Origin of the sequence: Kribbella sp. NBC_00359, assembly GCF_036097425.1 — a bacterium.
In the GTDB taxonomy this organism is placed as follows: domain Bacteria; phylum Actinomycetota; class Actinomycetes; order Propionibacteriales; family Kribbellaceae; genus Kribbella.
In genome coordinates this window covers 2,358,783-2,377,936 of the sequence record NZ_CP107975.1, presented here as the reverse complement: position 1 = coordinate 2,377,936, position 19,154 = coordinate 2,358,783, and the positions used below count along the sequence as shown (strand labels likewise).

Annotated in this window: 19 protein-coding genes; 12 read left to right on the top strand and 7 right to left on the bottom strand. The window is 69.0% G+C overall.

What is annotated here, in order from left to right; all coding sequences use genetic code 11:
- The first annotated feature begins 27 nt into the window (after positions 1–27).
- Positions 28–1,449 (top strand): CCA tRNA nucleotidyltransferase, encoded by a 1,422-nt coding sequence (locus tag OG876_RS11665; RefSeq protein ID WP_328526892.1) that lies wholly within the window; start codon positions 28–30, stop codon positions 1,447–1,449.
- Here the strand turns inward: OG876_RS11665 and OG876_RS11660 are convergent.
- Positions 1,446–2,219, bottom strand: coding sequence for an aminotransferase class IV (locus OG876_RS11660; RefSeq protein ID WP_328524833.1), 774 nt, complete (start codon positions 2,217–2,219; stop codon positions 1,446–1,448). The two genes, OG876_RS11665 and OG876_RS11660, sit on opposite strands and share 4 nt — an antisense overlap.
- Positions 2,220–2,259: 40 nt before the next feature.
- On the opposite strand from OG876_RS11660, the gene OG876_RS11655 reads away from it, so the two are divergent.
- Complete coding sequence (locus OG876_RS11655; protein ID WP_328524832.1) at positions 2,260–2,874, top strand: hypothetical protein; 615 nt, start codon at positions 2,260–2,262, stop codon at positions 2,872–2,874.
- Here OG876_RS11655 and OG876_RS11650 read toward each other — a convergent pair.
- A complete protein-coding gene (locus OG876_RS11650) occupies positions 2,871–3,329 on the bottom strand; it encodes a GNAT family N-acetyltransferase (protein ID WP_328524831.1) in 459 nt (152 codons plus the stop codon). The two genes, OG876_RS11655 and OG876_RS11650, sit on opposite strands and share 4 nt — an antisense overlap.
- Positions 3,330–3,435: 106 nt before the next feature.
- Here OG876_RS11650 and OG876_RS11645 point away from each other — a divergent pair, with 106 nt between their 5' ends.
- Positions 3,436–4,695 carry an amidase gene (locus tag OG876_RS11645; RefSeq protein ID WP_328524830.1) on the top strand — a complete coding sequence of 420 codons (1,260 nt, stop codon included), beginning with the start codon at positions 3,436–3,438 and terminating at the stop codon, positions 4,693–4,695.
- Here OG876_RS11645 and OG876_RS11640 read toward each other — a convergent pair whose 3' ends face one another.
- Complete coding sequence (locus tag OG876_RS11640) at positions 4,696–6,600, bottom strand: discoidin domain-containing protein (protein ID WP_328524829.1); 1,905 nt, start codon at positions 6,598–6,600, stop codon at positions 4,696–4,698.
- 112 nt (positions 6,601–6,712) lie between these two features.
- Here OG876_RS11640 and OG876_RS11635 point away from each other — a divergent pair, with 112 nt between their 5' ends.
- From OG876_RS11635 to OG876_RS11625, 3 genes are read left to right on the top strand one after another with little or no spacing between them, the layout of a single operon-like run.
- Positions 6,713–7,741, top strand: a complete 1,029-nt coding sequence (locus tag OG876_RS11635) for a LacI family DNA-binding transcriptional regulator (protein WP_328524828.1) — start codon at positions 6,713–6,715, stop codon at positions 7,739–7,741.
- 38 nt (positions 7,742–7,779) lie between these two features.
- Positions 7,780–9,243 carry a M81 family metallopeptidase gene (locus OG876_RS11630; protein ID WP_328524827.1) on the top strand — a complete coding sequence of 488 codons (1,464 nt, stop codon included), beginning with the start codon at positions 7,780–7,782 and terminating at the stop codon, positions 9,241–9,243.
- Positions 9,244–9,283: 40 nt separating this feature from the next.
- Positions 9,284–9,958, top strand: a complete 675-nt coding sequence (locus OG876_RS11625; RefSeq protein WP_328524826.1) for a hypothetical protein — start codon at positions 9,284–9,286, stop codon at positions 9,956–9,958.
- A gap of 27 nt (positions 9,959–9,985) precedes the next feature.
- On the opposite strand, the gene OG876_RS11620 is transcribed toward OG876_RS11625, so the two are convergent.
- Positions 9,986–10,573, bottom strand: coding sequence for a TetR/AcrR family transcriptional regulator (locus OG876_RS11620; RefSeq protein WP_328524825.1), 588 nt, complete (start codon positions 10,571–10,573; stop codon positions 9,986–9,988).
- Between the two features lie 56 nt (positions 10,574–10,629).
- Between OG876_RS11620 and OG876_RS11615 the strand changes: the two genes are divergently transcribed.
- The 6 genes from OG876_RS11615 to OG876_RS11590 are packed head-to-tail and all read left to right on the top strand — an operon-like array spanning position 10,630 to position 16,076.
- Positions 10,630–11,865, top strand: a complete 1,236-nt coding sequence (locus OG876_RS11615; protein WP_328524824.1) for an acyl-CoA dehydrogenase family protein — start codon at positions 10,630–10,632, stop codon at positions 11,863–11,865.
- Entirely contained in the window at positions 11,862–12,647 is a 786-nt protein-coding gene (locus OG876_RS11610) for an SDR family oxidoreductase (RefSeq protein ID WP_328524823.1), read from the top strand. Before OG876_RS11615 ends, OG876_RS11610 begins: the two co-directional genes overlap by 4 nt.
- Positions 12,640–13,689 carry a phosphotransferase family protein gene (locus OG876_RS11605; RefSeq protein WP_328524822.1) on the top strand — a complete coding sequence of 350 codons (1,050 nt, stop codon included), beginning with the start codon at positions 12,640–12,642 and terminating at the stop codon, positions 13,687–13,689. The genes OG876_RS11610 and OG876_RS11605 overlap by 8 nt, the downstream gene beginning before the upstream one ends.
- On the top strand, positions 13,690–14,373 hold the full coding sequence (locus OG876_RS11600) for a histidine phosphatase family protein (protein ID WP_328524821.1): 684 nt from the start codon (positions 13,690–13,692) through the stop codon (positions 14,371–14,373).
- 7 nt (positions 14,374–14,380) lie between these two features.
- Positions 14,381–15,127: an SDR family oxidoreductase gene (locus OG876_RS11595; protein WP_328524820.1), complete on the top strand. Its 747-nt coding sequence runs from the start codon at positions 14,381–14,383 to the stop codon at positions 15,125–15,127.
- Between the two features lies 1 nt (position 15,128).
- A complete protein-coding gene (locus OG876_RS11590) occupies positions 15,129–16,076 on the top strand; it encodes an LLM class F420-dependent oxidoreductase (protein ID WP_328524819.1) in 948 nt (315 codons plus the stop codon).
- Between the two features lie 21 nt (positions 16,077–16,097).
- Here OG876_RS11590 and OG876_RS11585 read toward each other — a convergent pair whose 3' ends face one another.
- Genes OG876_RS11585 through OG876_RS11575 form a run of 3 tightly spaced genes read right to left on the bottom strand, consistent with a single transcriptional unit; the run spans position 16,098 to position 19,080 of the window.
- The gene (locus OG876_RS11585; RefSeq protein WP_328524818.1) at positions 16,098–16,520 is read right to left on the bottom strand and encodes an MmcQ/YjbR family DNA-binding protein; all 423 of its coding nucleotides are present in this window, start codon (positions 16,518–16,520) and stop codon (positions 16,098–16,100) included.
- Positions 16,521–16,529: 9 nt separating this feature from the next.
- Positions 16,530–18,392 carry a sensor histidine kinase gene (locus OG876_RS11580; RefSeq protein WP_328524817.1) on the bottom strand — a complete coding sequence of 621 codons (1,863 nt, stop codon included), beginning with the start codon at positions 18,390–18,392 and terminating at the stop codon, positions 16,530–16,532.
- Positions 18,382–19,080 (bottom strand): response regulator transcription factor, encoded by a 699-nt coding sequence (locus tag OG876_RS11575; RefSeq protein WP_328524816.1) that lies wholly within the window; start codon positions 19,078–19,080, stop codon positions 18,382–18,384. The genes OG876_RS11580 and OG876_RS11575 overlap by 11 nt, the downstream gene beginning before the upstream one ends.
- Between the last annotated feature and the right edge of the window lie 74 nt (positions 19,081–19,154).

The window sequence follows — 19,154 nt, the reverse complement described above, 5'->3', positions numbered from 1 at the left end:
GCCGACCAGTCAGCCTCCGCCGGATCGTTGTCCGCCGTCCAGCGGCGAGGCGTCCAGGCGCTCCTGGAGATCGCGCCGGTGGTGGACGAACTCGGGTCGCGGTTCGACCGGGCCGGCCACGAGATCGCCCTCGTGGGCGGTCCCGTCCGGGACATTCTGCTGGGCCGGGGGAGCAAGGACCTGGACTTCGCCACGTCAGCCCACCCGGACGTCGTGGAGCGGTTGCTGGCCGGCTGGGCGGACCACGTCTGGGACATCGGCAAGGCGTTCGGCACCATCGGCTGTCGTAAGGGTGAATGGGTTCTGGAGATCACGACCTACAGGTCGGAGTCCTACGATCCCACGTCGCGCAAGCCGGAGGTCTCGTACGGCGACAGCCTCGAGGGCGACCTGGCCCGGCGCGACTTCGCGATGAACGCGATGGCGGTCCGGCTGCCGTCGCACGAGTTCGTGGATCCGTACGGCGGGATCGCGGACGTCGCGAACCAGCGGATCCGGACCCCCGGCACTCCGGAGGACTCGTTCTCCGACGACCCGCTGCGGATGATGCGGGCGGCCCGGTTCGCCGCGCAGCTCGGCTTCACGCCCGACCCGGCGGTGGTGGCCGCGATGACCGCGATGGCCGACCGGATCACGATCGTGTCGGCCGAACGGGTCCGCGACGAGCTGATCAAGCTGATCTGCGCCGACCACCCGCGGATCGGCCTCGACCTGCTGGTGACCACCGGCCTGGCCGACCACGTGCTGCCCGAGCTGCCCGCGCTCAAGCTGGAGCGAGACGAGCACCACCGGCACAAAGACGTGTACCAGCACTCGCTCACCGTCCTCGATCAGGCCATCGATCTGGAATCTCGTCTATCTGTTCCGACGCCGGATTTCATCGTTCGGTTCGCTGCGTTGATCCACGACATCGGCAAGCCGAAGACCCGGCGGTTCGAGGACGCGGGCAAGGTGACCTTCCATCACCACGACGTGGTCGGCGCCAAACTCGCTCGGAAGCGGATGAAGGCGCTGCGGTTCAGCAACGAGCAGATCGACCAGGTCAGCAAGCTGATCGAGCTCCACCTCCGCTTCCACGGATACAGCGGTGGCGAGTGGAACGACTCGGCCGTACGGCGATATGTCCGCGACGCCGGCGATCAGCTCGAGCGGCTGCACGTCCTCACCCGCGCCGACTGCACGACGCGCAACAAGCGCAAGGCCGAGATGCTGCGGGCGGCCTACGACGACCTCGAGGAGCGGATCGACCGGCTCCGCGAGCAGGAGGAGCTCGACGCGCTCCGCCCCGACCTCGATGGCAACCAGATCATGGAGATCCTCGGCATCCCACCGGGCCGCGAGGTCGGCGAGGCCTACAAGTTCCTGATGAACCTCCGCCTCGACCAGGGCCCTCTCGGCGAGGAACAAGCCCGCGAAGCACTCCAACGCTGGTGGTCCGAGCGCGGCTAGATCTCCTCAGCCGGCTGTGTGGCATAGGCGGCCTCGATGAGCTCCGCCGACTCCGGATGCGGTGCGTACGACGTGGTGTCGGCGCCGACTGTGATCGACGCGACCGGGAGCGCCGGGTCGATCGAGTTGGTCAGGTAGGCGGCGTCGTACGACGCGAGGTCGGTCAGTGGGATCGGGGTCGTGTCGAAGGTGGTGAGGCCGCGTTGGAGGGTTTGCTGGCGGATGCCGGCCAGGACCGGGGCGGACGGGAACACGACCGTGGTGCCGCGGGCGAAGCAGATGTTCCAGATCGAGGCTTCGGAGATCTCGCCGGAGGGGGTGTGGAAGACGGCGTCGTCGTACCCGGCGAGCTCCGCCTGGCGGCCGTAGTACGTGAGGTCGAAGGAGCCGGTGTGCTTGAGATGCGGAAGGGCACGCTGGTGCTCGAACGCCAGTAGCCGCGGTGGTTGTACGCCGGGCTCGATCGGCGGGCTCACGCGGATGAGTAGCTGCAACTCCGTGGTGCTGAAGACATTGACGCGGAGGGACAGGTCGCCGGAGCCGGCGTGCTCGAGGGCTGCGCGGAGGTCGGCGTGGACGCGGTCGGCGGGAAGCGGCTGACCGAAAACTTCGCGGGCGCTGTGGTCGAGACGCTCGAGGTGCAGGTCGAGTCCGTGCACCGCTCCGGCGCGGACCTGCATCGAGGTGAAGTGCCCGTAGCGGGTTGCGCTCAGCAACCCCGGGTCGACGGTCCGCAAAGGTACGCCGTTGAGCAGAAATGACTCGGTCACCGGCTCAGTCTGCCGGGCGCGGCTGCTCTACGCTCGCGCTGTGGACGTCTTGAGCATCATCGGGTGGGGCGGCTCCGCGCTGGTCGTGCTGTCGTTGCTGCAGACCCGGATCCTGCGGTTGCGCCTGCTGAACCTGATCGGCTGCGTGATCCTGGTCGGCTTCAACCTCGCGATCGGCGTCTGGCCGATGGTCGGCATGAACGCGGTCCTGGCCGTGATCAACGTGGTGCACCTGTGGCGGCTGCTCCGGCACCGGCACGACGAGACCGAGTACACCGTGCTCCAGGTCGACGACTCCGACGCCTACCTGGATCATGTGCTCGCCCGGCACGAGGCGGACATCAGCCGCTTCAATCCCGGCTTCACGGCCAGTGCGAGTCCGTACGCGTTCCTGGTCCAGCACGGCGACCGCACGGTCGGTGTCGTCCTGGCCCACGACGCCGGCGCCGGCCGCGCCCAGATCGACCTCGACTACGTGCTCCCGAAGTACCGCGACTTCACCCCTGGCGAGTTCGTCTACCGCCGCAGTGACGTCTTCACCGACCACGGCTTCCACCAGGTCCTCGCGCCGCCGCGGATGCGCGAGTCCAAGCCCTACCTCAACAAACTCGGCTTCCACCGCGACGGCGACGACCTGGTCCTGGATCTGCGTTAGAGGTCCTTGGCGAAACAGAGCGAGGCCTGCTCGTTCTCGAAGGGCGGGTACGGCGCGATCGGCCGGTAGCCGTGGTTCGAGTAGAGGGCGATGGCCTCGTGCTGCCGGGTGCCTGTTTCCAGGCGTAGGCGGGTGAGGCCGATGCGGCGGGCCTCTGACTCGACGGCCTTGAGCAGGGCTCGGGACAGACCCCAGCCGCGGGCGGACGGATCGACGTACATGCGCTTGATCTCGCCGAGGCCGGGGGAGACGGGTTGCAGTCCGACGCAGCCGACCGGGGCGCCGTCTAGCAGGAGCAGCGTGAACGAGATGTCCGGGTGCAGTGCGACGAGTGGCTGGTCCTCGCCGTACATCGCGGCCAGTTCGGCCTGCTGGGCGGTGGTCAGCGCCAGCAGCGCGGGGTCGGTGCCTGCGACCGCCCGGAGTTCCGTTCCCTCGATCAGTTCCGCCGTCATGCGTCCGGACGGTAGCAACACGGCATGACGCTCCTGTTTCCGTTTCCTCTCCGGCGTCAACTCACCGCGAGAGGCGGTTCCGCGCTCGGCGTGCTGTGATGACCCGATGGAGTCCCTGGAAGAGATCGCCACAGGTGTTCGGACCGGCCGGGTCGATCCGGTCGTACTGGTCGAGGAGGCGCTACGGCGGGCCGACGAGAGCGCCGATCTGAACGCCGTCGTTCATATCGACGCTGAGGGTGCGCGGAAGGCGGCGGCCGGCCACGACCGGACCGGGGCGCTCGCGGGCGTGCCAGTGCTGGTCAAGGAGATCGTCGAGGTGGCCGGCCTGCCTTATCGCTGCGGGTCGGCCGCAATGGACGAGATCGGCCGGCAGGACGCCGACGTGGTGCGCCGGCTGCGGGCGGCCGGTGCGATCGTCATCGGGCTCAGCTACACACACGAGTTCGCCTACGGATGCACGGGTACGTCGAACCGGGTTGGGCCGTGCCGCAATCCGCACGACCCGGCGCGGATGACCGGTGGCTCCAGTGCGGGCGCGGGTGCCGCGGTCGCGGCCGGGGTGGTTCCGTTGGCGATCGGCACCGACACCGCTGGATCCGTACGCATCCCGGCGGCGTTGTGCGGAGTCGTCGGCTTCAAGCCGTCGTACGGCACGCTGTCGACCGATCGCGTCTTCCCGTTGTCCCAGAGCCTCGACCACGTGGGTGTGCTGACGCGGACTGTTGCGGACGCCGCTTACGCGCTCGAGGCCCTCACCGGCGTTCCGCTGGCTGCGGAGCGACCGACGCGGCTGGGAGTGGTGACGAACCCGGAGTATCTCGACTTCACCGCCGAGGTCGGCGCGGCGTGGTCGGCCGCGCTTGCTCGTCTCGCTGCGGCCGGGGCAGAGCTCGTCGACGTCGAGCTGCCCGACTGGCAGCACAGCTTCACGACCGCCGCCGCGATCCAGGGACCCGAGGCCGTCGCGAACCACACCGGCCGACCCACCGCGCAGTACCAGCCCGACGTCCAGGAACGACTCCGCGAGGCGGCCCAGATCACCCGTGCGGAGTACGACGCCGCCCGGACCGAAGCCGCCACGATCACCGCTGAGGTGAACGGCGTGCTCGGTCAGGTCGACGCCGTACTCATGCCGACCGTCCTCTGCACCGCACCGCTGATCACCGACGTCGACACACCCGAAGGCAGCAAGGCGGTCCGCTCCCAACTCCTCAAGAACACCCGCCTCGCCAACCTGACCCGGCACCCGGCCGTCAGCCTCCCCCTCCCGACCGACGGCCTCCCAGTCGGCCTCCAAGTCATAGCCGCCACCAACAACCAAGCAGCCACCACCACTCACTGGATCGAGACCCGGTTGTCCTGATCAGCGGTAGAGGCGGATGTCGGCCAGGGTCCACCAGTTGGGTGCGGTGCCGGTCGCGGTGATGCGCAGGTAGCGCGCGGACGTCGGGTGAAGGTTGACCGTGGTCAGCTGAGCGGTCGAGGTGCCGGTCGCGACTGTTCGCCAGTGGACGCCATCGTTGCTCACGGCAACGTCGTAGCCCCGGGCGTAGTCGCCGGCGTTCCCGCCGCTGTCCAGTGCGACCTGGCGGAACGTCTTCGCCTTGCCGAGATCCACCTGCACCCACTGCCCCGGCGACTGGGCCTGCTTGCTCTGCCACACCGTGGATCCGTCGGCGTCGATCGCGAGCCCTGCCTCGGTGCCGTTCACCGATGCGGTCGCCGTCGCGCCGTCCAGCGAGACCGGGTGTGGCACGTCCGCCGACACGCGGTCCCAGGTGAAGGTTGCGATCGAACCACCGGGCAGCTCGTACTCGAAGGACTTGTCGCCGATCGCCACCGCGAAGCTGCGCGGATCGTCGTTCTCGTTGTGGACGAGGAGCGCAGTCGAGCCATCCGGGTTCCGGAAGGCGGCGGACATCAGTTGCCCGTTCCACCCGGTCGTCCCGTACGACGTACTCCCGATCCGGACCGCGCCCGCTTTCACGAACTTCGACAGGTGCCCGATCGTGTAGTACTCGGCGTCGGTCGTGACCGTCCCGTCCGGTTGCAGCGTGACCAGGCCGGTGCAGGTGTCGCAGCCACCGAGGTGGGGGCCGCCGGTGGAGTCGAGGGCGATGTTCCAGTTGACCACCGACTTCGCCCAGTTACGGGTGGTGCCGAGCATCAGGGTGCGGGCGTGCCAGGTCAGCGTGCCGCGGAAGATCTGCGGCGGCGTGTCGGTCGGCCCGTGCGACCCCGAGCACTCGGTGAACCAGATCCCCTTCGACGGGAACGAGTTGTGCAGCTCGGTCTGCTTGGACGGATCGCCGGAGTAGCAGTGGTATGCCGTACCCGCGATCCACTTGGCCGCCGGCGTCTGCAACAGCTTGTAGGGATAGTCGGTCTCGGGGTCCTCGCCGGGCGGCGTGGACGCGATGTCACCGGGGTGCGTGGTCCAGTTGTGGTCGTAGCCGAGGATCTTCGTCCGCGGGCTCGCCTTGTGCAGCAGCGGGCCTAGCGCCTCGATGACCGCTGCCTCTTCGCGGACGGGCATGTCCGTGCCCGGGTACGCACTCGGCTTGCGGTTCTGCGGCTCGTTCTGCACGGAGAGGAAGTCGACAGGTACGCCGGCCTTCGCGTACGCCTGGACGAACTTCACCAGGTAGCGCGCGTACGCGTCGTACACCTTGGGGTCGTCCTTGAGCCGGCCGCCGACCAGCGAGTCGGCGGTCTTCATCCAGGCCGGCGGACTCCACGGCGTCGCCATCACCTTGACCGCCGGGTTGAGTTGCTTGGCGCGCCGGAGCAACGGGAGAACCTGTTGCTGGTCGTGCGCGATGCTGAACTGCGTCAGCCCGAAGTCCGTGTGCCCGGCCGGTACGTCGTCGTACGTGTAGTGCTCGGCCTCAGCGGTGAAGTCGGACGAGCCGACCGGCTGCCGCAGGAAGCTCACGCCGATGCCTTGTTTCGGATCGAAGAGTTTGCGCAACGTCTGCTCGCGGTCCGCCGGGCTGAGCCGGTACAGCACGTTCGCGGACGAGTCGGTGATCGAGGCGCCGAAGCCGTCCATCGTCTGGTACGACGTCGTCGGGTCGACCGTGATCGTCGTACGATCGCTCGCCCCGCGCTGGAACGTGACCGGCGCGCGCTCGTGCAACAGCTCCGCCCGGTCGGGCGTCGTGACCCAGACCTGGGCCTGGGCCGACGGGGGATGGGCCTGGGCGGCGGGACCGGTGAGCGAAGCTGTGGCCAGGGCCAGGGCGACGCCGAATGCCTGTGTTCTCATCGCAGCTCCTCGGATGAAACAAACGGCCACAGGACACGCCCCCGTCCTGCCCCTGTCAAGATCTGGCAGCGGTGCCTTAGAGTGCTGAGCGTGAAACAAGGCGATGTAACAAATGCCTAGAGATCGGGCCACCGTCCGCGAGGTCGCGGCGGCGACCGGAGTCTCGATCGCGACCGTGTCCCGGGTGCTCAACCAGCAGGGCAGTGTGGCGCCGGAGACCCGGCGGCTGGTCGAGCGCGCGGTCGAGGAGCTGGGCCTGCGCGCCCCGAGCCCGCGCGGCGGGACGGCGAAACCCGTCGCCGGCGCCGTGTACGTGCGCTGCCCTTACGTACTCACGGACTACTTCGGCCTGATCGTGTCGTCGATCGCGGAGACGCTCGACCGGCACGGACGGCAGGTCGTCCTCAGCGCGGGTGAGGCGACGCAGCACGAGCAGGTGTTGTCCCGGTTGCCGGCGCAGCGCGAGATCGGCGGCGCGATCCTGATCCTGCCGCCGGAGCCGGGGGCGGAGCTGGTCCGGCTCGGTGCGCGCCGGTTCCCGTTCGTCGTGGTCGATCCACGGACGACCCTGCCGCGCGACATCCCCTCGGTCTCCGCCGCTCATCACTCCGGCGCCCGGCAAGTCACCGCCCACCTGACCTCGCTCGGCCACACGCGGATCGGCGTCATCGCAGGCCCGCGCGAGTGGCTCGCCGCGGACGCCCGGCTGAGCGGTCACTCCGCCGCTCTCGCCGCCGCGGGCATCCTCCCGGATCCCACGCTGGTCAAGCACGTCGAGCCGACCATCGCCCACGGCTACCGAGCCGCCGCCGAACTCCTCGACCTCGATCCCCGGCCCACTGCCCTGGCCGCGTTCAACGACAAGACCGCGATCGGTGCGCTGCAGGCCGCCGCCGAGCGCGGACTGTCCGTCCCTGAAGATTTGTCGATAGCCGGCTTCGACGACATCGATCTGAGCCGCGCGACCACACCTCAACTCACGACGGTCCGGCAGCCGTTGCAGGAGATGGGCCGGATGGCGGTCAGTCTGCTGATCCGTCTGCTGGACCGCCACGAGGTCGAGGCGCTGCACGTCGAGCTCGCGACGGAGTTGGTCGTCCGCGGGACCACCGGCCCGAGAGTGTCCACCATCAGGGCGTAGGAGTGCGCGAAACGGCTCGGTTGTGGCAGGTTTTAGTCATGAACCTTCGGATCGGCATTGCCGGGATCGCCATCGAGTCCAGCACGTTCTCGCCGCACCGCGCCGGCCTGGCGGATTTCGACGTACGCCGTGGGGAGGACTTGTTGCGGCGGTACGACTTCCTCGACAAGGAGTGGGCGCAGGGCGTCGACTGGGTGCCGCTGCTGCACGCGCGCTCACTGCCTGGTGGCGCCGTCCTGCCGGAGGTGTACGACGACCTGTCCGCCGAGATCATCGACAAGATCGGATCGGCCGGCGAGCTGGACGGGTTCTTCTTCGACATCCACGGGGCGATGAGCGTGGTCGCGCGACAGGACGCGGAGGGCGACCTGGGCACCCGGGTCCGGGCCGCGCTCGGGCCCGACGTCCTGGTCTCGACCTCGATGGACCTGCACGGGAACGTCTCCCGCGAGCTCGGTACGGCCGTCGACCTGATCACCTGCTACCGGATGGCGCCGCACGAGGACGCGATGGAGAGCCGGGAGCGCGCGGCCCGCAATCTGGTCGAGCGGCTCCGGTCCGGGCTCGGCAAGCCCGGCAAGGCGTGGATCCAGGTGCCGGTGCTGCTGCCAGGGGAGAAGACCTCCACCCGGCTCGAGCCGGCCAAGTCGATCTACCAGCGGGTCGCCGAGATCGCCGACGAGCCCGGCGTACTCGACGCCGCGGTCTGGGTCGGCTACGCCTGGGCCGACGAACCGCGGTGCCGCGCGGCCGTGGTGGTCACCGGCGACGATCAGCAACTGATCGCCGAACGCGCGGCCGAGCTGGCCCAGGCGTACTGGGGTGCACGGGACGACTTCGCGTTCGTCGCGCCGACGGGCACGTTGGCGGAGTGCGTGGCCGCCGGTCTCGCGAGTACGGCGCGGCCCTTCCTGATCAGCGATTCCGGCGACAACCCGACCGCCGGTGGCGCCGGCGATGTGTCCTGGACTCTTGGCCAACTGCTCACCGTCGACGAGCTGACCAGCGGCAACGCGACCGCGATCCACGCGAGCATCACCGACCCTGATGCGGTCGCCGCCTGTGTCGCGGCCGGCGTTGGCAACCCGGTCCAGGTCTCCGCGGGCGGCAAGGTCGACTCCGGTCCGGCAGGCCCGGTCGAGCTGGCCGGCACGGTGTTCTCGCTGTCGGAGGACCCGGTCGGCGGGACGGTCGCGGTGGTCAAGGCCGGCGGCCTGCACTCGATCCTCACGTCCCGCCGCAAGCCGTACCACCACATCGCCGACTTCACCCTCCTCGGTCTCGACCCGGCCGCCACCGACCTGGTGATCGTCAAGATCGGCTACCTCGAACCGGAGCTCTACAACCTCGCCAAGGACTGGCTCCTGGCCCTCACGCCCGGCGGCGTGGACCAAGACCTCCTCCGCCTGGGCCACCACGGCGTCCTCCGACCCCTCTTCCCCTTCGACCCCGACATGTCCACCCCCAACCTCACCCCAGAGCTCCTCCCGCAGCCCGAGTAACGCGCCGGCTTCCCGGCGTACGCTCGTGGGCGGGGGTGCCATGAGTGCTGGTGGCGGTGGCGAGCCGGAGCAGCCGGTTCGGGGGGAGTCTCGGTGGCCGAGCCTGGCCGCCGTGGTGGTGGCCATCTTGTTGACGCTCGCGCGGCCGAAGGAGATGCGGGTGGCGCCGGCCTGGACGCTGCCCGCGGTCGAGGTCGTGCTGCTTGCGGTGCTGATCGTGCGGGACCCTGGGCGGATCGACAAGCGGTCGTCGTTCTTGCGCGGTGTGTCGATCGTGGTTGTGGCGTTGCTGGTGCTGGACGCGATGCTGGCGACGGTGCGGCTCGTCGCGACGCTGATCCACGGCGGGTCGATCACGAACTCACCCGAGGCGCTGCTCGCTGCCGGCGGCATCGTGTGGTCGTCGAACCTGCTCGCGTTCGCCTTGCTGTACTGGGAACTGGACGCCGGCGGTGCCGCCAACCGCGCCCACCGGATGCCGCGGTACCTCGACCTCGCCTTCACGCAGCAGCTCAGCCCGGAGGTCGCGCGACCAGGCTGGCGGCCCGTGTTCGTCGACTACTTGTACCTGGCGCTGACCACATCCACCGCATTCAGCCCGACCGACGTGATGCCGCTGGCCCGCTGGGCCAAGATGGCCATGGGCCTGCAGTCGCTGATCTCCCTGGCCGTCGTAGGCCTGGTCGTAGCCCGCGCAGTCAACGTCTTCACCTGACGCCGCCAGGTGCCGGGAGCGGAAGTCCTACAGCTTGCGGAGAGTGTGGAGGGCTTCGATGGCGTGGTCGACGAGGAACTTGTCCGAGTACGGGCGCTCGTCCTCCGGGAGGCCGGACCACTCGATCGCGAGATCTTCGGCGTACGCGAGCCAGGCGTGGATGCGCATGTACTCGGGGGATGCGGGCTCGTCGGCGACTTCCGGCGTACCGATGTAGGTGAGGATGCGCTTGGTCAGCCCGGCGCGGGTTTCGTCGTACACCTCGACGGCGTAGTCGTCGCCGCCGGCCGCCCCGCGGACGAAGGAGATGTACGCCGTCCGCCGCCGGCTGATGAACGCGACGAACTGCATCAGCATCTCCCGGAGCTTCTCCTCCGGCGGCAGGGACTCGTCCGGCTTCGTCACCCGGAGCAGGCGACGGCCGGCCGCCGAGATCACCGCGACGTAGTAGTCGCGCTTGCTCGGGAAGTAGTGGAACAGCAGGCCGCGGGAGATCCCGGCCTGGCCCGCGATCGCGTCGATCGACAGCTCGTGGATCGGCTGCGTGCGCAGCATCATCAGCCCGATCCGGACCAGTTGCTTCTTCCGGTCCTCCGCTGACAGTCGGTGATCCATGCTATTGAGCATTGCTTAGCGGCTGAGCTACGGTCAAGACGACCTAAGGAGTCTTGATGGGATTCGAACCTTCCGCCCGCGCGACTGAGCTGATCGGCCGGGTAGCGGAGTTCATCCGGACCGAGATCGAGCCGGTCGAGGCCGAGCTGCAGGCCGCGATCCGCGCGGCCGGCGACCCCTGGCAGCCGCAGCCGGTGATGAAGGAGCTGCAGGCGAAGGCCCGCAAGGAAGGCCTGTGGAACCTCTTCCTTCCGCCCGCCGAGCCGGGCAACGAGCAGTACGGCCAGGGCCTGTCGAATCTCGACTACGCCCCGATCGCCGAACTGACCGGCCGATCGTTCATCGCGCCGTACGTGTTCAACTGCAACGCACCGGACACCGGCAACATGGAGGTCCTGCTCCGCTACGGCAGCCCGGACCAGAAGAAGCGGTGGCTGGAGCCGTTGCTCGACGGCACGATCCGGTCCGCGTTCTGCATGACCGAGCCGGATGTCGCGTCGTCGGACGCCACCAATATGGCCGCGACCGCGATCGTCGACGGTGACGAGGTCGTCATCAACGGCCGCAAATGGTGGAGCACCGGCGTCGGTCACCCGGACTGCGAGCTGCTCATCTTCATGGGCCTCACCGACCCCGAGGCCCACCGGTACGCGCGGCACACGATGGTGCTCGTCCCCCGCGACACCCCGGGCGTGAAGGTCGAGCGCCTCCTCCCCACGATGAGCCGGTACGACGAGCCGCACGGGCACGGCGAGGTGTCGTTCAGCGAGGTCCGGGTGCCGGCGTCGAACATCCTGGTCGGACCGGGCAAGGCGTTCGAGATCGCGCAGGGCCGGCTCGGACCGGGCCGGGTGCACCACTGCATGCGACTGATCGGGCTGGCCGAGAAGGCGCTCGAGTTGGCCATCGAGCGCGGCACCAGCCGGACCGCATTCGGCAAGCCGCTCGTGAATCTCGGCGGCAACCGGGAGCGTATCGCCGACGCCCGGATCGCGATCAACCAAGCCCGATTGCTCGTGCTGCAGACGGCGTACCTGCTGGACACGAAGGGGCTCGCGGGCGCGTTGAGCGAGGTGAGCCAGATCAAGGTCGCCGTACCGCGGATGGCGCAGGACGTGATCGACATGGCGATCCAGCTGCACGGCGGCGGCGGACTGTCCGACGACTTCCCGCTCGCGGCGGCGTGGACGAGTGCCCGGTCGCTGCGACTGGCCGACGGGCCGGACGAGGTGCATCGTGGGGTCATCGCCAGAATCGAACTGGCGTCGTACTTAGGGCGGGAGACGAAGTGAGCCGGATCCTCGTCACCGGTGGCGCGAGTGGGCTCGGCGCCGCGCTGGTCGCCCGGTTTGTTGCCGACGGCCACCAAGTGCTCAGCACCGACGTCGCGTCGGACGGCACCGACGACGGGGCGACGTACCGGCAGCTCGACGTCCGCAGTCCGGAGGACTGGGCCGCGGCGGTCGAGTGGTGCGAGCAGAACTGGGGCGGCCTGGACATCTTGGTGAACAACGCCGGCATCGCGACCGGCGGCCGGATCGAGGTCGAGTCACTCGACGAGTGGGATCGCGTCGTCGACATCAACCTGATGGGTGTGGTCCGCGGCTGCCGCGCGTTCACACCGCTCTTCAAGCGGCAGCGGTCCGGCCATATCGTCAACACGGCGTCCGCGGCCGGGCTGGTCCACCCGCCGATGATGAGCTCGTACAACACGGTCAAGGCCGGAGTGGTCGCGCTCTCGGAGACGCTGTCGCACGAGCTGCATCCGTACGGCGTGACCATCTCGGTGGTCTGCCCGTCGTTCTTCCGGACCAACCTGGCCGACTCGATCCGCGGCGCGGACACCGCCATGGGCGCAACCGCGCGCCAGCTGATCGAGAAGTCGCCACGGTCGGCGGACGACATCGCGGCCGCGGTGATAGCGGGGATCAAGAAGAGGCAGTTCCTGATCATCCCCGATCGGCCGGCCCTCCTGGCGTGGCGCACCAAGCGCTTCGCCCGTCCGCTGTACGACCGGCAGATGCGCAAGATCGCTGCCCGGGCGCGCGCTCGGGCCGAGGCCGCCGATGGGTGATGGCGCGCGGGCGGTCCGGGACGAGGACGCCTTCGACGTGCCGGCGGTCGATGGTTGGCTCCGGCAACAGACCGAGCTTCCGCCCGGCCTCCCCGAGGTGCAACAGTTCTCCGGCGGCGCGTCGAACCTGACCTATCTCCTGCGGTACGGCGACCACGAGCTGATCCTGCGCCGCCCGCCGGCCGGGACGAAGGCCAGAGGCGCGCACGACATGGGCCGCGAGTACCGGATCCAGGCCGCGCTGAAGCCGGTGTTCCGCTACGTCCCGACGATGGTTGCCCATTGCAACGACGACGCGGTGATCGGCTCCGAGTTCTACGTGATGGAGCGCGTCGTGGGCACGATCCCGGGCCACCACGAGCTGCGTGTCGACCTGACGCCCGAGCAGACCCGGCAGCTGGGTTTCACCTTGATCGACACGCTCGCCGAGCTACACGCCGTCGACGCCGAAGCCGCCGGCCTGACCGACCTCGGTCGTGGCGAGGGGTACGTCGGACGCCAGGTCACGGGCTGGTCGGAGCGCTATCGCAAGGCGAAGACGTGGAACGTGCCCAGCTACGAGCGCGTGATGGCCTGGCTTGCGGAGAACCAGCCGGCCGACGTCCGGACCTGCGTTATCCACAACGACTTCAGGCTCGACAACGTCGTACTCGCGCCGGACGATCCGCTGCACGTGGTCGGCGTACTCGACTGGGAGCTCGCGACACTCGGCGACCCGTTGATGGATCTGGGGGGTGCGCTGGCGTATTGGGTGCAGGCGGACGACGACTGGGCGTTCCGCCGCTTCCGGCTGCAGCCGTCGGACGCGCCCGGGATGATCAGTCGCGACGAGATCGTTGCGTACTACACCGAGCGGTCCGGGCTGAAGCCGGAGAACTGGGCGTTCTACGAGGTGTTCGGCCTCTTCCGGTTGGCGGTGATCGCGCAGCAGATTTACTACCGCTATCACCACAAGCAGACGCGCAACCCGCGGTTCAAGAGCTTCTGGCTCCCGGTCAACCTGCTCGAGCGGCGCTGCCGCCGGATCATCCGGCAGGCCTAGATGCCAGTCATCTATCTGATCCGGCACGCGCAGGCGTCGTTCGGTTCGCGTGACTACGACAAGCTCTCGGAGCAGGGCGAGCAGCAGGCGGTGCTGCTCGGCAAGGCGCTCGCCGCACGAGGTGTGCGGCCCGACCTGGTCGTCTCCGGGTCGATGTCGCGGCATCTGATGACGGCGCAGCTCGCGTTGGCGGCCGCCGGCCTGGAGGGGCAGGCCGAGGTGGACGTGGGCTTCGACGAGTTCGACCACGAGCAGGTGATCCTCGCGCACAAGCCGGCGTACCGGCGGCGGGCGGTGATGCTCGCGGACCTTGCGCGGACCGGGAATCCGCACCGCGCATTCCAGGAGATGTTCAGCGCGGCGACGGAGCGCTGGATGCGCGAGGACGACGGGTACACCGAGACCTTCCAGGCGTTCGCAGAGCGCGTCGAGGCTGCGGTACAACGGACAGCGGGAAGCCTCGGCAAGGGCGGGACGGCTGTGGTGTTCACGTCCGGCGGGCCGATCTCGTCGGTGGTCAGCCGGATACTGACCGACGGCGGCGACGGGCTGTGGCTGAAACTCAGCCCGCTGACGATCAACACCGCGATCACCAAGGTGCTGGCCGGGCTGAGTGGACTGACCGTGGTCAGTCACAACGAACACGGGCATCTCGACGGTACCGGGATGATCTCCTACAGATAGGGCTGTGATGCGACGGAACATCCTGATCACCGGCGCCAGCGCCGGACTGGGCGCGGAGATGGCCCGGCAGTTCGCCGCCAAGGGCCACAACCTGGCGCTCACCGCGCGACGGGAAGAGCGGCTCGAGGCGCTGCGGACCGAGCTGACCGAGCGTTATCCACAGGCACAGATCGTCATCCACAGGCTCGACGTGACCGACCACGACCAGGTGTTCGAGGTGTTCCGCAAGGCCGACGCGGAGCTCGGCCACTTGGACCGGGTGATCGTGAACGCCGGCCTGGGCAAGGGCGCGCCGCTCGGCACCGGCCGGTTCGACGCCAACCGCGAGACCGCGCTGACCAACTTCGTCGGCGCGCTCGCCCAGGCGGAGGCGGCGATGGAGCTGTTCCGGGCCCGGAACGCCGGCCACCTCGTCTTCATCTCGTCCATCTCGGCGCTGCGCGGCCTGCCCAAGACGGTGACGACGTACGCCGCGACCAAGGCCGGGCTGGCGTCGCTCGCCGAGGGGCTCCAGATGGAGTTGCTCGGCAAGCCGATCACGGTCAGCACGATCTTCCCCGGTTACATCCGGTCCGAGATGAACGAGCACGTCGCGAACACCCCGCTGATCGTCGACACTGTTTCCGGCGTCCGTGCGATCGTCGCCGCGATCGAGGCCGAGAAGGCGAAGGCGTACGTACCGCCGTGGCCGTGGAGCCCGCTCGCCCGGGTGATGCGGTTCGCACCACTGCCATTGCTGAAGAGGATGATCTGAGATGCGCTGGGGCCTGACCGTTCCACTGACCGGGGTACCGCTGCGGGACCACCGGCCGCTGATTGCCGAGCTGTCCTCGCTGGGGTACACCGACCTCTGGTCCGCCGAGGTCGCCGGCGCCGACGCGTTCACCCCGCTGGTACTCGCGTCCGAGTGGGACGACCGCTTGCGGTTGGGAACGGCCGTCGTCCCCGTGCACACGCGCGGACCCGCCGCGCTCGCGATGAGTGCGGCGGCGCTTGCGGACCTCGCGCCGGGGCGGTTCGTGCTCGGGATCGGGGCCTCGTCGGAGACCATCGTGACCGGGTGGAACGGGATCGCGTACGACCCGCCGCTGGCCCGGACCCGCGACGTACTGCGCTTTCTGCGGCAGGCGTTCGCGGGAGAGAAGGTGGACGGGGAGTTCGACAGCTTCACCATCCAGCGGTTCCGGCTGGAGAAGGCGCCGGACGTGCCGCCGTCGATCATGCTCGCCGCGCTCCGGCCGCAGATGCTCAAGCTTGCGGCGCGCGAGGCGGATGGCGCGATCACGAACTGGCTGTCCGCGGACGACGTACGGCAGGTCCGCGCCGAGCTGGGGCCGGACAAGGAGCTGGCGGCGCGGATCTTCGTCTGTGTCACCGAGGACGCGGAGATGGCCCGCAACATCGGCCGCTTCCTGATCGCCACCTACCTGACCGTCCCCGGCTACGCCGCCTTCCACGACTGGCTCGGTCGTGGCGCGGCGATGAAGGAGATGCGTGAGGCGTGGGCCGCCGGTGACCGCAACGCCGCGATGGCCGCCGTACCCCTCGAGGTCCTCGACGACCTGATCGTCCACGGCACCGCCGAACAGTGCCGTGACCACATCAATCGCTATGTCGACAACGGCCTCGACACCCCGATCATCGCCACCCTCCCCACCGGCACCGACCTCCTCGAAACCGCCCGAGCGCTCAGCCCGGGGTGAGCGAGAAGGCGCGGACAGCGCTCAGTGTGGCAGGCGGTGTTGGTCGAGCCAGGTTCTGGCTCGGCGGTTGGAGGCTCGGGAGAGCCAGGCGTCCTGGATGACCTCGGTCAGCTCTTGCTTGGTGAGTTCGCCGATTCGGCTGCCGCGGACCAGGACTGAGGGGTGGCCATCGAAGTGCGGGGTGCTGAAGAACGGGTTCGACTCGTCCGCCACCAGCGCCAGTTTCTCGTCCTGGGACTCGACCCAGAACACGATCACATCGTCGTACCGCTCGCCGGTGTCGGGATCGAAGGCGTCCGGCCGCCGGCTGCGGAAGAACACGAACGACTTCCCACCCACCTGATAGACCGGCCGCTCGGTGTCTTCCTTCTGCCACACGGTGACATGCGGCATCCCGAGGGCGATCTCGTGCACATCCGCAACGCGTGCTTTCCGGCCGGCCACACGCTGAGGTTAACCAGCCGGGATCCAGATCGTGAAGGCCGATCCGGAGCCGAGGCGGCTCGTCACCGTGATCCGGCCGCCGTGCGCCTCGGCAAGGTGCTTGGTGATCGCGAGGCCCAATCCGCTGCCGCCCGTCGACCGGCTGCGGGACTGCTCGGCGCGGTAGAAGCGGTCGAACAGATGTGGCAGGTGTTCGTCCGCGATCCCGGTGCCGTTGTCGGTGACGGTCAGGTTGTAGCCGTCGGCGCCCCGTCGTACGCCGACGACGACGTTGCCGCCGGGTGGAGTGAAGCGGATGGCGTTCGAGACCAGGTTGCCGAGCGCCTGCCGGATCCGAGCGCTGTCGACGGAGGCCGTCGCAGCCCCTTGTACGTCGGCCGTCAGCGCGACCCCGGCCGTGTCGGCGGCAGGCTGGTGCGCCAGCACCACCTGTTGCGCCAGCTCGGTCAGATCACGTGGGGCGGGATGCAGCCGGAGCATGCCGGCATCGGCGAGCGCTAGGTCCTGCAGGTCGGCCACCAAGTGCTCGAGCAGCTCGGTCTCCTCGAGCAGCGACGTCACCAGCTCCCCATCCAGCGGGACGACGCCGTCCTCGGACGCGACCAGATAGCCCTTGATGTTGGCCAACGGCGTCCGCAGTTCGTGGGCGACGTCGCTGACCATCGCCTTGCGCTGGAAGTCGTGCCGTTGGATCGCCTCCGCCATCTCGTTGAACGCGTTCCCGAGCCGGGCCACCTCGTCCCTCCCGGTCACCGGGACCCGGGCGGCGTGGTCGCCGTTCCGCATCCGTTGGGCCGCTCCGGTGAGCGCCACGATCGGGCGGACCAGCCGGCGCCCGGCGAAGATCATCACCAGCGCCGCGATCAGCAGGACACCGAGCGCGGTCGCCGCGGTCCGCAGCATGCCCTCGCCGGAGAACACGTTGAACGTGCTCTTCGCACCCAGATACAGCTTCGCGGGCGGAGCGACGTACGGCGTCAATGCCTCCGACCGGGCCTGCGTCGTACAGGTCGCGAACGCCTCGGACACCGCGCCCTTCGTCGTCGGTTCAGCCGCCTTCAGGCCGTCGTAGTCGGCGATGGTGTACTTCTCGCCGGCGGCGTCGAGGCAGGCGGTCGCACGCCGCACCTCGTCATCGTTCACGATCTTCGCCTTGGCGCTGGGCGCGTTCAGGCCCGGCGGCAGGCACCGGTCCGACCCTGTGACTCCCGGCTTGGAGACCTGCATCTGACTGACGCCGTTGGCGAGCTTGCTGGACTCGATCAGCACCTGCGGTGCCGCGTCGCCCCCGCTCGTGATGTATGCCATCTTGCCCTGGGCCTGGAAACAGTCGACCGCCTTCTGCGCGAGCCTCTCGCTCTCCTGCTTCTCCTGCTCGGTCATCCCCCACCCCGGGAAGACCGGGGAACGCGGACCTATCCCGGCTGTCGTGATCATGTCGGCCGGGCCTGAGACGGTCGTCTTGCGCACCGCGGACAGGCTGAGCGCGCCGGCGAACTTCACAGTGCCGTCGTTGCGGGCGTCGATGGTTGCCGCCGGCACCGAGGGCAGCTCGGGACCAGCACCGAGCATCCGGGCCGAGTCGGCGATCACGGTGCCATCCGGTTCGGTCACGGCGATCCGGCGGCCGAGCTTGCCGGCCAGATCGTGCACCAGCTTGTCCACCCCGGACCAGGTCGGGTGATCCGAGGCGTACTTGGACAGCTGGCCGTAGATCTGTCCGTCGACCTGGAGCTGACCGGTGTTCGCGTCGATCTCGCCCTGCAGCTTCTCCGAGGTGCTGTAGGTGGCGATCACCGCGGTCGCGATGACCGCGCCGAGCGCGACCGCCAGCGCCAGGCCGAGGAACCGAATCAGCACGCTACGACGCATCGACGTGGACCTTTTCCGCGAGCTTGTAGCCGACGCCGTACACGGTCTTCAGGTACGCCGGTGCGGCCGGCGACGGCTCGATCTTCTTCCGCAGGTTCATCACGTGGACGTCGATCGTGCGGTCGAACACGTAGTGGTCGAAGCCGAACGCGTGCTCGAGCAACTGCTGCCGGGAGAACGCCCGCCCGGGGGAGGCGGCCAGGCAGGCCAGGATCTTGAACTCGGCCGGCGTCACGTCGACCAACCGGCCGGCCAGCCGGATCTCGTGCCGGATCGGGTCGATCTCCAGCTCGCCGACCCGGTACACCTCGCCCTCGGCGCGGCTCCGGGTCCGCCGCAGCACGGTCCGGACCCGGGCGACGAGCTCGCGTGGGTTGTACGGCTTGGTCAGGTAGTCGTCGGCGCCCAGGTCGAGACCGAGGAGCAGGTCGTCCTCGGTCGAGCGGGCGGTCAGCATGATGATCGGCACCTCGTCGTCGGCCCGCAGGACCCGGCAGACGTCCAGGCCGTCGACCTTCGGCATCATCACGTCGAGCACGAGCAGGTCGGGGCTGCGCCGGCGGGCCTCGTCGATCGCGGCCCGGCCGTCGTGTACGACGACGGTCAGGTGCCCCTCCCGCTCGAGATACCGCCGGATCAGCTCCGCCTGCTTCAGATCGTCTTCGGCGACGAGGATCCGCGCTGGCATACCCATCAATGTCCCCGAGTTTGATGAGAATCCGATGAAGATCGACTGAGAGCATCGGGTGCAAATCGGTCCTT

Excerpts from the sequence above, each read along its gene's own strand:
- OG876_RS11625 (WP_328524826.1), top strand. The coding sequence starts at position 9,284 with ATGAGTGCTGGTGGCGGTGGCGAGCCGGAGCAGCCGGTTCGGGGGGAG.
- OG876_RS11620 (WP_328524825.1), bottom strand. The coding sequence starts at position 10,573 with ATGGATCACCGACTGTCAGCGGAGGACCGGAAGAAGCAACTGGTCCGG.
- OG876_RS11635 (WP_328524828.1), top strand. The coding sequence starts at position 6,713 with ATGCCTAGAGATCGGGCCACCGTCCGCGAGGTCGCGGCGGCGACCGGA.
- OG876_RS11600 (WP_328524821.1), top strand. The coding sequence starts at position 13,690 with ATGCCAGTCATCTATCTGATCCGGCACGCGCAGGCGTCGTTCGGTTCG.
- OG876_RS11590 (WP_328524819.1), top strand. The coding sequence starts at position 15,129 with ATGCGCTGGGGCCTGACCGTTCCACTGACCGGGGTACCGCTGCGGGAC.
- OG876_RS11640 (WP_328524829.1), bottom strand. The coding sequence starts at position 6,600 with ATGAGAACACAGGCATTCGGCGTCGCCCTGGCCCTGGCCACAGCTTCG.
- OG876_RS11615 (WP_328524824.1), top strand. The coding sequence starts at position 10,630 with ATGGGATTCGAACCTTCCGCCCGCGCGACTGAGCTGATCGGCCGGGTA.
- OG876_RS11595 (WP_328524820.1), top strand. The coding sequence starts at position 14,381 with ATGCGACGGAACATCCTGATCACCGGCGCCAGCGCCGGACTGGGCGCG.
- OG876_RS11580 (WP_328524817.1), bottom strand. The coding sequence starts at position 18,392 with ATGCGTCGTAGCGTGCTGATTCGGTTCCTCGGCCTGGCGCTGGCGGTC.
- OG876_RS11650 (WP_328524831.1), bottom strand. The coding sequence starts at position 3,329 with ATGACGGCGGAACTGATCGAGGGAACGGAACTCCGGGCGGTCGCAGGC.
- OG876_RS11630 (WP_328524827.1), top strand. The coding sequence starts at position 7,780 with ATGAACCTTCGGATCGGCATTGCCGGGATCGCCATCGAGTCCAGCACG.
- OG876_RS11605 (WP_328524822.1), top strand. The coding sequence starts at position 12,640 with ATGGGTGATGGCGCGCGGGCGGTCCGGGACGAGGACGCCTTCGACGTG.
- OG876_RS11575 (WP_328524816.1), bottom strand. The coding sequence starts at position 19,080 with ATGCCAGCGCGGATCCTCGTCGCCGAAGACGATCTGAAGCAGGCGGAG.
- OG876_RS11645 (WP_328524830.1), top strand. The coding sequence starts at position 3,436 with ATGGAGTCCCTGGAAGAGATCGCCACAGGTGTTCGGACCGGCCGGGTC.